The sequence below is a fragment of the Lentzea sokolovensis genome (genome assembly GCF_033949975.1).
In the GTDB taxonomy this organism is placed as follows: domain Bacteria; phylum Actinomycetota; class Actinomycetes; order Mycobacteriales; family Pseudonocardiaceae; genus Lentzea; species Lentzea sokolovensis.
In genome coordinates this window covers 348,640-362,074 of sequence record NZ_JAXAVU010000015.1, presented here as the reverse complement: position 1 = coordinate 362,074, position 13,435 = coordinate 348,640, and the positions used below count along the sequence as shown (strand labels likewise).

The 13,435-nt window shown below is 68.5% G+C and carries 15 protein-coding genes; 9 read left to right on the top strand and 6 right to left on the bottom strand.

From position 1 onward, the window contains the following. Positions 1–263: 263 nt before the first annotated feature. Positions 264–1,082 (bottom strand): lysozyme family protein, encoded by an 819-nt coding sequence (locus SK854_RS40140; RefSeq protein WP_319980367.1) that lies wholly within the window; start codon positions 1,080–1,082, stop codon positions 264–266. A gap of 130 nt (positions 1,083–1,212) precedes the next feature. Between SK854_RS40140 and efeU the strand changes: the two genes are divergently transcribed. From efeU to efeB, 3 genes are read left to right on the top strand one after another with little or no spacing between them, the layout of a single operon-like run. Continuing rightward, entirely contained in the window at positions 1,213–2,037 is an 825-nt protein-coding gene (gene efeU / locus SK854_RS40135; RefSeq protein WP_319980366.1) for an iron uptake transporter permease EfeU, read from the top strand. 55 nt (positions 2,038–2,092) lie between these two features. Continuing rightward, a complete protein-coding gene (gene efeO / locus SK854_RS40130) occupies positions 2,093–3,175 on the top strand; it encodes an iron uptake system protein EfeO (RefSeq protein WP_319980380.1) in 1,083 nt (360 codons plus the stop codon). Further along, on the top strand, positions 3,172–4,416 hold the full coding sequence (gene efeB / locus SK854_RS40125) for an iron uptake transporter deferrochelatase/peroxidase subunit (RefSeq protein ID WP_319980365.1): 1,245 nt from the start codon (positions 3,172–3,174) through the stop codon (positions 4,414–4,416). Before efeO ends, efeB begins: the two co-directional genes overlap by 4 nt. Here efeB and SK854_RS40120 read toward each other — a convergent pair whose 3' ends face one another. From SK854_RS40120 to SK854_RS40110, 3 genes are read right to left on the bottom strand one after another with little or no spacing between them, the layout of a single operon-like run. Next, on the bottom strand, positions 4,417–4,788 hold the full coding sequence (locus SK854_RS40120) for a tetratricopeptide repeat protein (RefSeq protein ID WP_319980364.1): 372 nt from the start codon (positions 4,786–4,788) through the stop codon (positions 4,417–4,419). Positions 4,789–4,798: 10 nt separating this feature from the next. After that, positions 4,799–5,743: a DMT family transporter gene (locus tag SK854_RS40115; RefSeq protein ID WP_319980363.1), complete on the bottom strand. Its 945-nt coding sequence runs from the start codon at positions 5,741–5,743 to the stop codon at positions 4,799–4,801. Next, positions 5,719–6,858 carry a MalY/PatB family protein gene (locus tag SK854_RS40110; RefSeq protein ID WP_319980362.1) on the bottom strand — a complete coding sequence of 380 codons (1,140 nt, stop codon included), beginning with the start codon at positions 6,856–6,858 and terminating at the stop codon, positions 5,719–5,721. Before SK854_RS40110 ends, SK854_RS40115 begins: the two co-directional genes overlap by 25 nt. A gap of 50 nt (positions 6,859–6,908) precedes the next feature. Between SK854_RS40110 and SK854_RS40105 the strand changes: the two genes are divergently transcribed. Then, on the top strand, positions 6,909–7,361 hold the full coding sequence (locus tag SK854_RS40105) for an Lrp/AsnC family transcriptional regulator (RefSeq protein WP_319980361.1): 453 nt from the start codon (positions 6,909–6,911) through the stop codon (positions 7,359–7,361). 22 nt (positions 7,362–7,383) lie between these two features. Here SK854_RS40105 and SK854_RS40100 read toward each other — a convergent pair whose 3' ends face one another. Continuing rightward, on the bottom strand, positions 7,384–8,019 hold the full coding sequence (locus tag SK854_RS40100) for a type IV toxin-antitoxin system AbiEi family antitoxin (protein ID WP_319980360.1): 636 nt from the start codon (positions 8,017–8,019) through the stop codon (positions 7,384–7,386). Positions 8,020–8,126: 107 nt separating this feature from the next. On the opposite strand from SK854_RS40100, the gene SK854_RS40095 reads away from it, so the two are divergent. Together SK854_RS40095 and SK854_RS40090 are read left to right on the top strand one after the other, a co-directional pair. Beyond that, the gene (locus SK854_RS40095) at positions 8,127–9,644 is read left to right on the top strand and encodes an AfsR/SARP family transcriptional regulator (protein ID WP_319980359.1); all 1,518 of its coding nucleotides are present in this window, start codon (positions 8,127–8,129) and stop codon (positions 9,642–9,644) included. 50 nt (positions 9,645–9,694) lie between these two features. Further along, positions 9,695–10,435, top strand: a complete 741-nt coding sequence (locus SK854_RS40090; protein WP_319980358.1) for an SDR family NAD(P)-dependent oxidoreductase — start codon at positions 9,695–9,697, stop codon at positions 10,433–10,435. On the opposite strand, the gene SK854_RS40085 is transcribed toward SK854_RS40090, so the two are convergent. After that, entirely contained in the window at positions 10,420–11,121 is a 702-nt protein-coding gene (locus SK854_RS40085; protein WP_319980357.1) for an alpha/beta fold hydrolase, read from the bottom strand. The two genes, SK854_RS40090 and SK854_RS40085, sit on opposite strands and share 16 nt — an antisense overlap. Positions 11,122–11,136: 15 nt before the next feature. Here SK854_RS40085 and SK854_RS40080 point away from each other — a divergent pair, with 15 nt between their 5' ends. The 3 genes from SK854_RS40080 to SK854_RS40070 all read left to right on the top strand — a co-directional run bounded on the left by SK854_RS40080 (position 11,137) and on the right by SK854_RS40070 (position 13,419). Further along, positions 11,137–12,363, top strand: coding sequence for a cytochrome P450 (locus tag SK854_RS40080; protein ID WP_319980356.1), 1,227 nt, complete (start codon positions 11,137–11,139; stop codon positions 12,361–12,363). A gap of 72 nt (positions 12,364–12,435) precedes the next feature. Then, on the top strand, positions 12,436–12,702 hold the full coding sequence (locus SK854_RS40075) for a hypothetical protein (RefSeq protein WP_319980355.1): 267 nt from the start codon (positions 12,436–12,438) through the stop codon (positions 12,700–12,702). A 39-nt stretch (positions 12,703–12,741) separates the two neighbouring features. After that, positions 12,742–13,419: a hypothetical protein gene (locus tag SK854_RS40070; protein WP_319980354.1), complete on the top strand. Its 678-nt coding sequence runs from the start codon at positions 12,742–12,744 to the stop codon at positions 13,417–13,419. Positions 13,420–13,435: the final 16 nt, after the last annotated feature.

Here is a 13,435-nt window from a genome sequence, read left to right as displayed (position 1 = left end):
GTGGCACGACTCGTGACGAAGCCACCCCACCCGGACCGCACGGTAAGGACGGCTCGCCTTCGGCATCGCGGGCGGGCGGGTGCTTGCCGTGACCGCGTGCTCGGACGGCTCGCCTCCGGCTTCGCGGGCGATCAGGCGCTTGCCGTGGCTGCGTGCTCGGACTGCTTGCCTTCGGCTTCGCGGGAGTGTCAGACCTCGTCGCTAAGTTGGGTCGCGGGGGATCCTGAATCCAAGGGGACCCCTGCGCGAGCCTGCGAGCGGCCCTACTGCGGCACGCTTGCGCGTGCGTAGGCGTCGGCCCCGCTGAACACGTTCTGGCCGTACTCCACGGAGTTGTTGTACGTCAGGACGGCTGCCCACCAGCCCTGGCCCGTGCCCAGGTCGCGGGCGCCGCCTCCGCACAGGTAGCGCGCGGCGGTGAGGGCCGCGTCGTCGATGTTCTGCGGGTCTGCCGGCTGGCCGTCGCCTGCTGCTCGTTTTGCCCAGCGGTTCCAGGTGCCTGGGATGAACTGCATCGGGCCCACGGCTCGGTCCCACGTGGTGTCGCCGTCCAGGCGGCCGCCGTCGGTGTCCTTGATCGCTTTTACGCCTGGGCCGCCGTCCAGGGGGATGCCGATGATCGGGCGGGACGGCAGGCCGTTCTCCTGGAGGCGGGCGCCGTTGATGTTGCCGTGGTGCGACTCGATTCGGCCGATGCCTGCGAGGGTCGCCCAGCTGATTCGGCAGGCCGGGGACTCCTGTTGCATCGTCAGGTCTGCTTGGGCGTAGGCGTGTACGGCGCGGACCGGGATGTCGGTCTTGGACGCTACGCGGGTTGCCCATTCGGCCAAGGGGTTGGCCGTTTGTGTGGTTCCTGGGGAGGCGGCGTTGCTCGGGGCGGCCGCGCCTGGTTCTACCTCCTGGATGGGGACCAGGAACGGGGGTGGGCCCAGGGGAGCCGCGTTCTTGCGGTTCAGGGCGCCCAGGCCCCAGGCGCCCGCGGCGACCACGACTATCAGCAGCAGCACCAGGACGATGCGGCCGAAGATGTTGCCGTTGCGGTTGCGGCGGGCGGGTTCCTGGACGGGCGGCGGCGGGACCATTGCACCCAGGCTACGTGCTTCCCGGCGCAGGCGGCGGGGTGAAGCGTGATGAAACCGGCACTGATGGCGTCTGGACAATCAGGTGAGGCTTACCTTAAATAAGGCCGACCTAATTTGTGGAGGCGTCGGGATGTTGTTTGCCAACGGGCTGATCGGGCTGCGTGAAGGCCTTGAGGCCGCGCTCGTGGTGAGCATCTTGATCGCATTCCTCGTGAAGACGGGCAGAAGGTACGCGCTCAAGTGGGTTTGGGTCGGTGTTGCGACTGCTCTGGCACTGTCCGTAGCGGCCGGTGCGATCATCACGTTCAGTGCCGCCGGCATGACGTTTGAGCAGCAGGAAGCGTTCGGCGGGACGATGTCGATCATTGCGGTCGCGTTCGTCACCGGAATGATCTTCTGGATGCGCCGGGCGGCCAAGACGATTGCCGCCGAGTTGCGCGGCAAAATGGACGAAGCGCTCAAAATCGGACCCCTCGCCATCGTTCTTGTGTCCCTTTTGTCCGTTGGGCGGGAAGGGCTGGAGACGGCGGTCTTCTTCTATTCCAGCGTGCAGGCCGCTGGAGGGGGCACGACCGAGCCGCTCCTCGGGTTCCTTTCGGGGATTTTGGTGGCGGTCGTGATCGCCGCGCTGCTGTACCAGGGGGCGATCCGGTTCGACCTCGGCAAGTTCTTCACCGTCACGGGCGTGCTGCTCGTGTTCGTGGCGGCGGGCGTGCTCAGCTACGGGATCCACGACCTGCAGGAAGCCGCGATCCTGCCCGGGCTGAACACGCTGGCGTTCGACATCAGCGACACCCTGCCGGAGGACTCCTGGTACGGGGCGCTGCTCAAGGGCTTCTTCAACTACTCGCAGCGGACGTCCGTGCTGCAGGCCATCGCGTGGGTCGGCTACGTGGTGGTGGTGCTGTCCCTGTTCCTCATCCGGCCGCGCCGTCGCGCCGCCGTGGCCAACTGATCATCTAGTGGAGCAAACCGTGCGCAAGACAGCAGTCATCCTGGGCTCACTCGCGATGCTGGCGGCGTGCAGCGGCAACGGCGGCACGACCGGCGCGAGTGGCAGCATCGCGGTCGAGGCGAGTGACGACGCGTGCAAGGTCGCCAAGACCGAGGCGAGCACCGGCAACGTCACGTTCGAGGTGGCCAACAAGGGCACCAAGGTGACCGAGTTCTACCTCTACGCCGAGGGCGACCGGATCCTCGGCGAGGTCGAGAACATCGGGCCCGGGCTCACCCGCAAGCTGATCGTCGAGGTCACGGAGTCCGGCAAGTTCCAGACGGCGTGCAAGCCCGGCATGAAGGGCGACGGCATCCGCGGCGACTTCACGGTCACCGGTGACGCCAAGAAGTCGACCGACGGCAACGCGTTGCTGGCCGAGGCGACCAAGAGCTACGCCCGGTACGTGACCTCGCAGGCCGACCAGCTGCTGGTGAAGACCGAGGAGTTCGTCAACGCCGTCAAGGTCAAGAAGGTCGACGACGCCAAGGCGCTCTTCCCCGTGTCGCGCACCTACTGGGAGCGCATCGAGCCCGTCGCGGAGAGCTTCGGCGACCTCGATCCCAAGATCGACGGCCGCGAGGACGTCATCGAGGAGGGCATGGCGTTCACCGGCTACCACCGCCTGGAGAAGGACCTGTGGGAGTCCGGGCTGCAGGCCGACTCGGACAAGATCGCGGACCAGCTGCTGGTCGACGTCAAGGAGATCGTGTCCAAGGCGAAGACCGTCGAACTGACGCCCGTGCAGCTCGCCAACGGTGCCAAGGAACTGCTCGACGAGGTCGCCACCGGCAAGATCACCGGCGAGGAGGACCGCTACTCGCACACCGACCTGTGGGACTTCCGCGCCAACGTCGACGGGTCGCAGGCCGCGATCGCCGCGCTGCGTCCCGTGGTGGAGCAGAAGGACAAGGCGCTCGTGTCCACTTTGGACGAGAAGTTCAAGGCGCTCGACGAGGCGCTCGAGAAGCAGCGCAAGGGTGACGGGTTCAAGCTCTACACCGAGCTGACGCAGGACGAGATCAAGGCGCTGGCCGAGGCCGTCGACGCGCTCGGCGAGCCGGTCAGCAAGGTCGCGGAAGTGGTGTCGGCCAAGTGACCGGGGTTCCCCGTCGCAGGCTCCTCGGGTTCGCGGGCGCCGGTGTGGCGCTCGCCGGCGCCGGCGCCGCCGCCGGTGCGTTCGCCACGAAAGCCTCTCCCGAGGTCGAGAACGTCGCCGCGGCCAAGGTTCCGTTCCGCGGCGACATCCAGGCCGGCATCACGACGCCCGCGCAGGACCACATGCACTTCGTCGCGCTGGACGTGAAGACGAAGAGCCGGGACGAGCTGATCAGCCTGCTCAAGGAGTGGACGGTCGCCGCGGAACGGATGACGGCCGGTCAGGAGGCCGCGGAGAACGGTGCTGTGGGCGGCAACGCCGAGGCGCCGCCGAAGGACACCGGTGAGGCGCTCGACCTGCCCGCGTCCGCGCTGACGATCACGATCGGCTTCGGGCCGTCGTTGTTCGACGACAGGTTCGGGCTCAAGGACAAGCGGCCGGAGCGGTTGATCGACCTGCCGCGCTTCCCGCAGGACGACCTGGATCCCGCGCGCAGCAACGGGGACATCTGCATCCAGGCCTGCGCGAACGACCCGCAGGTCGCCGTGCACGCCATCCGCAACCTGGTGCGCATCGGGTTCGGGCGGGTCGCGGTCCGCTGGTCGCAGCTCGGGTTCGGGCGCACGTCGTCGACGACGCGGGACCAGGCGACGCCGCGCAACATGTTCGGCTTCAAGGACGGCACCCGCAACATCAAGGCCGAGGACACCGACCATCTCCGCGATCACGTGTGGGTGTCGAAGGAGGACGGGCCGGACTGGCTCGTCGGCGGCACGTACCTGGTGTCGCGCCGGATCCGGATGCACATCGAGATCTGGGACCGGACGTCGCTGGTCGAGCAGGAGCAGATCGTCGGCCGCACCAAGGGCGAGGGCGCGCCGCTGGGGCAGGCCAACGAGTTCGACGAGCCCGACCTGCACGTCAAGGGCGCGGGCGGGATCCCGTTGATCGGCGAGATCGCGCACATCCGGCTCGCGTCGCCGGAAGCGTTGAACGGGGCCAGGATCCTGCGCCGCGGCTACAACTTCACCGACGGCTCGGACGGGCTCGGGCACCTCGACGCCGGACTGTTCTTCGTGGCGTTCAACCGGGACTCGCGCACGCAGTTCGTGCCGATGCAGCAGGCGCTGTCCACAAAGGACGACATGATGGAGTACGTGGAGCACACCGGTTCCGGGCACTTCGCCGTGCCGCCGGGGGTGAAGGAGGGCGGGTTCTGGGGCGAGGGCCTGTTCCGGTGATCAGTTCCCCAGGGCCAGCCGGGCTTTGACCTCGCCGAGCGCTTCCTGGTACTCGGGTGACGGGTGCATCGCGACCGCCATCCGCAACTGGGCGAGCGCCTCGGTGAGGCGCCCCTGCCGTTGCAGGGTCCTGCCGAGCGCGAACCGCGCGTAGTGGTCGCTCGGATCGAGGTCGAGCACCTTGCGGAACGCCTCTTCGGCCCTGTTGAGCTGCGCGGACCCGAGATAGGCCCGGCCGGCCAGCAGCTGCACCGACGGTGCCTCCCCGGCTTCGGCCAGCACCTGTTTCAGCTCGCGCAACGCGTCGAGCGGCCTGCGTTGTGCCATCAACGCCTCGGCCTTCCGAAACGCTTCGAAGGTGCCGTCCGTCATTCGATCAACGTTACCTACCGCCTGCCGGTTCTTCGACTGCCGTCCGGGCGACAGGACCTGAATGAGTGGCGGTGCCGAGCCAGCACGCTCCGAAACCGAGCACCAGTCCGGCCACGACTCCCGGCGTCGGCACCTGTCCGAGCAACGGCCACGCGATCAACGCCGTCACGGACGGGACCACAGAGGACAGCGTGGTCATCGCCGCCGCCCCGCCCCTGCGCACGCCGACCAGGAACAGCGACGCCCCGCCCATCGAGTTGACCAGCACCAGGAACGCGAGGGTCAGCCAGAGCTGCCGCCAGTCCGTGACCGGGGAGCTCTCGGTCAGCGCCAGCAACCCGACGACCGGCACGGACACGGCGTGCTGCACGGCGTTGCCGCTGCGGAAGTCCGTGTCCCGGCAGAACCTCTGCTGGTACACGCCACCCGCGACGAACCCGAGCATGCCGAGCACCGTGAACATCGCGCCGGTCCCGAACGATCCCAGCCGGTCCCACAACGCCGCCAGCACCGCCGCGACGCCGAGCGCCAGCCCGGCGACCTGCTTCAGTCCTATTCGGACACGGAACACCCAGGCGGCCACCACGGCCGTGAGCACCGGCGTGCACGAGATGACCAACGCCGTCGTTGCCGCCGGCACGCCCATCCGCAGTCCGAGGTACACGCCGGAGAACTGGCACGCCTGCACCAGCAACCCGGCCACGCAGGTGTGCACGAGCTGCCGTCCGCGCGGCCAGCTCGCGCTCGTCACCAGGGCCACGACCGCCATCAGCGCGGCGGCGATGGCGAACCGGATCGTGGTCATCAGGAACGGCGGCGCCACGGCCACCGCGAGGGCCCCGACCGGATAGCCGGACGCCCAGACCAGCACCGTCGTGGCCGCGAAGCCGGGTTTGATCCGCACGGACTCCAGCAGTACCAGCCGCGTCGCTACGGAGCGAGGGTTTCGTTCCACGCCTTGGACATCCGGTGAACCGCCTCGGTGATGATCTCCGGCGAGGTCGCGAGGTTCATCCGCACGAAGCCCGCGCCGCCGGTGCCGAACGGAAGGCCGGAGTTCAGCGCGACCTTGCCGCGCTTGAGGAACGTCCTGGCGGGATCGTCGCCGAGCGCGCGGCAGTCCAGCCAGGCGAGGTAGGTGCCCTGACCGGGGGCGTAGCGCACCTCGGGAAGGTGTTCGGCCAGCAGTCCGGCGAGCAGTCGCCGGTTCTCGTCCAGCCCGTCCAGCAGGGCGTTCAGCCAGTCGACGCTGTGCCGGAACGCCGCGGTGTGGGCGAGGATCCCGACGTGACTCGGGCCGTGGCCGACCTCCTCGGGCAGCCTCTTGAGGTCGTCGGCCGCGTCCGGTCCGGCGATGGCGAGCGCGGCCTTGAGTCCTGCGAGGTTCCACGCCTTGGAGGCCGACATCAGCGACAGCCCGTCGTCCGCGACGCTCAGATACGGCACGAAGCCCTCGGCGGTGAGCGGAGCGTGGATCTCGTCCGCCACGACGCGTACGCCATGTGCACGCGAGAGCCGCGCGACTTCTTCGAGTTCAGCGACGGTGTGCACGGTGCCGGTCGGGTTCTGCGGGTTGCACAGCAGGTAGACCGAGCCCTTGCCCGCCTTGACGAACGCCGCTTCCAGCACGGCGAAGTCGACCCGCGCGTCGGCACCCAGCGGCGCCTCGACGACCTGGCGGCCCAGGGACTCGATGAACTGGAAGAACGGCGGGTAGACCGGGCTGTTGACCACGACGGGCGCGTCCCGGTGCGAGACCAGCCGGAACATCTCGACGACGCCCATCATCACGTCGGGCACGATCTTCGTCCGTTCGACCGCGGGCGCCCAGCCCCACCGCGTCTTCGCGAACTCCGCCAAAGCCTCGGCGTAGGCGGTGCCGTTGGGGTAGCCGGTGTCACCGCGCTCCACCGCCTCGATGATCGCCCGCGCCACGGGTTCGGCGAGCGGCACGTCCATCTCGGCCACCCACACGGGCAGCACGTCCTCGGGGTAGTGGCGCCACTTCATGCTGGTGCGGCGCCTGAGCTGGTCGAGGGTCAGCTGACGTAAAGGGTTCGCACTGGTCATGCGGCAAAAGCTAGGGGAACTCACGGGCAAGGTGTTTGCGTTCTTTGCTCATGGACGCCGTGGACCGCAAAATTCTTGCTGAACTGCAGCGCGATGGGCGAATCACCGTCACCGACCTCGCCCAGCGCGTGCAGCTGAGCATCTCGCGCTGCCAGCGGCGCCTGCGAGAACTGGAACGCGACGGCGTCATCCACGGCTACCGGGCCGTGGTGGACGCGGCCGCCCTCGGGTTCGGCTTCGAGGCGCTGGTCTTCGCCAAACTGCGCCTGGACACCATGGACGACTTCGACCGCGCACTGGTCGACGTGCCGAACGTGGTGGAGGCGCAACGGTTGTTCGGCAGCCCCGACTACCTGTTGCGCGTGGTCACCGCGGACCTCGCGTCGTACCAGCGGCTGTACGAGGAGACGCTGGCGAAGCTGCCAGGGGTGCGCGGGCTGACGTCGACGATCGTGATGAAGCAGGTGATCGAGCCGCGCCCGTTGCCGGCCAACGCGACATAGCTCCGCGACGAGCTCCTCGTGCTCAAACACCCGCCGCCTCCTTCACCCGAGCCAGCGCCGCCGGCCTGTGCTGATCACGCGCGAGCTCCTCGGTGACCGTCCAGTCGATCTTCCGGGCGAGCGCCCGCAGGATCGACTCGGCCTCGGCTTGCTCGATGCCGCCGAGTTCGGGCCGGGCCGCGACGTCGAGCGCCGTCTGCTCCGGCGTGGTCATCCATCCCGCGGTGAGCTCGGTTTCCACGCGTTCGAGGTCAAGGCGGCGGACGTCGCGCTTGACGAAGACCACGTCGCCCACGTTGGTGCGCAGCACAGGCCGTTGCTTGGGCGCGGCCACGACCGCCGTGCCGATGGTGCGCAGCAGGGCGCCGTGCCGGCGGGCCGCGGTGACGCTCATGAGTGCGACGGCGTCCTTGCCGTAGTCGGCCTGGGCCACGCCGAGTGCGACGGCCGTGAGGTCCGGTCGCCAGCGTGGATCGCCCAGCCGTTCCATCGGGGCCAGCGCGTAGTAGCCGGTGCTGATGTGGCTGAGCACCGCCTGTTCGCGCAACCGCTCGAACTCGCTGCGGGGGTGGGCGTACACGTCTCCCGCGTCTCTCGGGCGCAGGACCTTGTTCTCTCTCCTGGCGAGCTTGGTCGAGATGGTGACGCGGTCATTCATACGATCTCCGTAGGCTTGGAGCCTACGTTCATAGTACTCGTTTCGTTCGGGCATGCCGGGAATGCCCGAGGGCGTTGTCACGTTGCATGAGCCTGCGCTTCTCACTGATGGGTCCGGTACGAGCCTGGCGAGACGACGAGGAGATCGACCTGGGACCGCGCCAGCAGCGCGCGGTGCTGGCGGCGTTGCTGCTGAACAACGGCATGCGGCTGAGCAACGACCAGCTGATCGGCATGGTCTGGGACGATCCGACGCCGAGCGCCGTCATGGCGTTGCGGACGTACACGTACAAGATCCGCAAGGCCATTCCCGAGCTGGACCTGAAGTCCAAGGACGGCGGCTACACGCTCAGGGCGGAGATCTTCGACGACTGCCGCGACGAGCCGCTCGAAGGCCTGAGCAGCACCTACTTCGAGGCCCAGCGGGCCAGGATCGCCAACGAACGGCTGCACTGCCGCGAAACCCTGCTCGAACGCGAGATGGACGTCCTCGAACTGCAGAAGCACGTCGCGGCCTTCCCGCTCAGGGAAAGGACGCGCGCCCTGTTGATGCAGGCCCTCTACCGCGACGGCAGGCAGGCCGACGCGTTGGAGCAGTTCCATCAGGCGCGTGCCCTGCTCAACGACGAACTCGGCCTCGAACCCGGTCCCGAATTGCGGGAGGTGCACGCGCAGATCCTCCGGGGCGAGCTGAACCTGACGCGCCGGCCGGAGCAACTGCCGCCCGGCCTGCCGGACTTCACCGGCCGCACGACCGAGATCGCGCAGGCACTGCAGGCCCTCCCGCGCACCGTCGGCATCACCGGCATGCACGGCAGCGGCAAGACTGCGCTGGCCACGCACGTCGCGCACCTCGCCAAGCACGGTTACCCCGACGGGCAGATCTTCGTCCGGGGCAAGGACGTCGCGAACGAGCTGCTGCGCGCGGTCGGCGTCGAGAACCCCCACGGCGACAAAGCCGCGTTGTGGCGGGAAAAGGCGCGCGGCAAGCGGTTCCTGATCGTCGTCGACGACGTGCACGACCCCGCCCAGATCGCGGACCTGCACACCCCGGGCTCGGCCATGATCCTCACGAGCGTGCGGCGCTGGAACGAGCTGCCCAGCGTGACCTGGGTGAAGCTCGCCGGGCTGACCGAGGCCGAGGCGAACCAGTTCTTCCGCAGGGTCCTCGATCCCGCCAGGGCCGATGCCGAGGCGGACGCCGTGGACGAGGTGCTGGCGCGCGTCTCCCACCTGCCGAACCCCATCCGCGTGCTCGGCGGCAAGCTCACCGGCCGCCCGAACTGGACCGTGGCGATGCTGCTGGCCCAGATGAAACGTGAGACGCAGCTCGGCGAGGCCATCCCGTCCGACTGCATGGCCGTGCTGGCACCGATGATCAAGGCGGATCAGCAGATCACCGAGCGGGAACGCCATCTGCTGCAGTGCTTCGCGCGCCGCGACGCGGACGTGATCGACGTGTGCGAGGCCGCGGAGATGTCCGGCGCCGATCCTGGCGTGATCGATTTCCTGCTGGAGTCGCTGGCCGACGTGCACCTGATCGAACCGCTGGTGCTCGGCCGGTACCGGCTGCCGCGGTTCGTGCGGATGTACTTCGGGTGGCGCGCACCTGTTCTGACCAGCTGATTCATCTGGAATTTATGGCCTGACGATGTGGCGTCGGCAAGTTCGTAGACATGTCAACGAAGGAACTCGCAGGCAAGAAGGCACTCGTCACCGGCGCCACCTCCGGCATCGGCCGCTCCATCGCGGTCAAGCTCGCGGAGGCGGGGGCCACCGTCTACCTCACCGGTCGCCGCGCGGAACTCGGCAAGGAGACCGTCGCGCTGATCGAGCAGGCCGGCGGCACCGGTCACTTCATCGTCTCGGACGTCGCCAGCGTCGACGACGTCCGCAAGCTCGCCGAGGAGGTCGGCGAGGTCGACGTGCTCGTCAACAACGCGGGCATCTTCCCGTTCTCGCCGACGCCGGAGCAGTCCGTCGACGTCTACCAGAAGGTGTTCGACGTCAACGTCCGCGGCACCTACTTCCTCACCGCCGCCCTCGCCCCGGCGATGGTCGCCAAGGGCAAGGGCTCGATCGTCAACGTCTCGTCGATCGCGGCCGTCGTCGGCACTCCGGTCGGGTCCGTCTACAACGCCTCCAAGGCCGCGATGGACGCGCTGACCCGTTCGTGGGCCATCGAGTTCGGCCCCGGCGGCGTCCGCGTGAACTCCGTGGCGCCCGGCCCGGTCGCCACCGACAAGGCCCTGGCGGAGGCCGGTGAGGTGTTCGAGGCGATCGCGAAGGACCTTCCCCTCCAGCGCGTCGGCCAGCCGGAGGAGATCGCGGAGGCCGTGCTGTTCCTGGCTTCCGACAAGGCCAGCTTCATCACGGGCTCGGTGATCACGGCCGACGGCGGCTACGTCGCGAGCTGAGCCAGCACGGTGCGCAGCGACGAGGGCGACTCGACGTGCACGTTGTGGCCCGCGCCGGGGAACATCACCGGCTCGGGCACCAGCTCCCGCAGGTGTTCCTGAGGGCTCATCGGGTCGTTCTCGCCCGCCGCCAGCACGACGTGGGCCTGTGCGGCCATGATCAGCCCGGCCATGTCCGGCCGGCCCACGCCGAAGGCCCTCATGTCCAGCGACGGCGCCCATCCACCATCCACTTCGGACACGCCGTGCTGCAGTGGTACGCCCGCCATCTTCGACGCTCGCTCGACGGCTTCCTCCTCGGTGGCGAAGACCTTCCCGGGCTTCGCGGCGAGCGCGGCGGCCTTCTGCAACTCCTCGTCGGTCCACTGGACCTTGATCCCGACGCCGACGCACGTGGTGACCTCGACCCCGAACCACCCGCTCGCCAGCGTCAGCCCGACCACGCCGCCCAGCGAGTGCCCGACGATCGTGACGGGCTCGCGCGGGATCTCGTTCGCGACCGCCGCCGCGAACGAACCGAACGAGTACCGGTCGATCGCGGCGCTTCGTCCATGACCAGGCAGATCGGGCACGAGCCAGCTGCCCTCCCAGTCCTTCACGACGTCCTGCCACACCTCGCCGGTAGCGCCCAGCCCGTGCAACAGCACCAGCAACGGCCCGTTTCCACCACGTTCGACATGAAGCACGTCAGAATCCGTTCTATGCCCAGGACCGATGCCGACCTCATCGTCGACCCGGACACGTATACCTCGGGAGTCCCGCACGACGCACTAACCCGGCTGCGCGAAAAGAACGTGGTGCGCATCGACGACTTCTGGGCAGTCTTCCGCCACGAGGACGTCCGCACGGTCCTTCGCACGCCCGCCGTCTTCTCCTCGCACCGCGGCGCCACCCAGATCCGCGACCCCCTGCCTGCCGATCTGGCCTACGTCCAGCGCATGATGCTCAACCAGGACCCGCCAGAGCATTCGCGGTTGCGACGCATGTTGACCAGGGCTTTCACGCCCCGAGCCGTAGCGCTTCTGGAAGACCGCATCCGCTCGAACGCCCGCGAGATCGTTCGCGGCACGTCCGGCGACTTCGCTCATGCCGTCGCCGACCTGCCGCTGCTGACCCTGGCCGACGTCTTCGGCGTTCCGCGCCAGGACAGAGCGCTGCTCTACGACTGGAGCAACCGCGTGATCGGCTTCCAGGACCCCGACTACGCGCTGTCGTCCAGCTCGACCGCGGGCATGACCGACATGGCTCTCGCCGCGTTGGAGCTTCGCCCCGATGACGGCCGCGACCCGCGCGCCCGCGACGGCATGCCCGACCTCTACGCCTACGCGCACGCCCTGGGCTCGTACAAGCGCGCGCATCCGTCCGAAGACGTCCTGAGCAACCTCATGCTGGAGGACATCTCGCTGGAGGAGTTCGAGAACCTCTTCTGGCTCTTCTCCGTGGCGGGCAACGAAACCCTGCGCAACGGCATCCCGGGCGGCATGATCGCGCTACTCGCACACCCTGATCAGTACTCGCGCCTGCGCGCCGACCGTTCGCTGCTTCCCGTTGCGGTGGAAGAGATGTTGCGCTGGTGGACGCCGGTCATGCACTTCCGCCGCACGTGCGTGCGGGACACCTCGTTGTCCGGCCAGGAGATCCGGGCGGGAGACAAGGTCGTCGTCTGGTTTTCTTCGGCCAACCGGGACGAGCGCGTGTTCACCGAGCCGGACCGGTTCGACGTGGGGCGGCGGGAGGCCGACCACCTGAGCTTCGGGCACGGGCCGCACTTCTGCCTGGGCGCGCAGCTGGCGCGGACGCAGATGCGGGCCGTGTTCGACGCGGTGCTGGACCTGCCGGGGATGCTGGAGCTGGACGGGGAGATCGCGCGGTTGCGGTCGAACTTCCAGAACGGCGTGAAACACCTGCCGCTTAGGGTCGCCACGTGAACACCTGGGTTCTGCCGGACGACGTGCGTCTGCGCGAATTGCTCGCGTTCTTCGGGGCTTCCGCTCGAACCGGTGGCCGGTGACTTCGCCGGTGGGCAGTTCTACCTTTGCGGTGATGCGGGTTCGGAACGGCCGGTCCTCCACGCCAGTTCGGAAGGGCAGGCCGGCCTCGTCGCGAACAACCTGCGCGAAGCCGTCGAGCTGGTCGTCGGGCTGCCGCACCGGCAGGACTGCCTGACCTTCGCCGACTTCGAACCAAGGTCTCCCGTGCAGGAGGTGCTGCTGGCACGCCTGCGTGCTGCAGGCAGCACGGAAGACGCCCCGGCTCGTCTAGCCTGAGCGTTCGACTCACGCACTGTCCTGGGGGGACTTGAAGTGATGCGTCATGCGATCACGCTTGTTTGTGCTGGGCTGCTGGCAGCCTGTTCACCGGCGCCGGCCGAGCCCTCGGCCTCGACATCCGCACCGACGACCACGTCCACGGCGTCCACACCGGACCTGGTGAAGGCGATGGACGTGAAGGTGAAAGCGGCACTGATGCCGCCGGAGACCTTCGACGACATCGGTGGCCGGTTCGAGTCCGACAAGCCGAAGCTCACCGCCGAACCCACCGTCAGCAAGGGCGATCTCAGCCGGGTGTGCGAGGGCGCGAAGATCGACTCCGGTGTCTCGACCTCGCGCGTCCGGGTGTTCACGGGGCCCGTGATCATCGACCAGATCGTGTTCGGGCTGGTGGGTGTCGATGCGCAGCACGTCCTCGGCACGGTGCGGGACAAGGCTCGATCCTGCCGGACCTGGGTCGACGAGATCGGCAAGCCGGAGCGTGAGGTCAAGGCCGATGTGGACCTGCCTGAGCTCGAGGGTGTGGAAGGCTCGTACGCGTTCTGCAGCAGCTTCACCTTGATCTCGTCCCCGGTCTGGAGCTGTGAGGCCTTCCTCGTGCGCGGGGATCTGGTCGTCGGGCTCCGGGTCGTGGCCGGTGAGGAGGCGACGGCGAGGCGGCACCTGCCCGAGGCGGTGCGGCGTGGCGCGAAGACGCTGTCCGAGGTCGGCTGACGCGGCTATGGGCAGC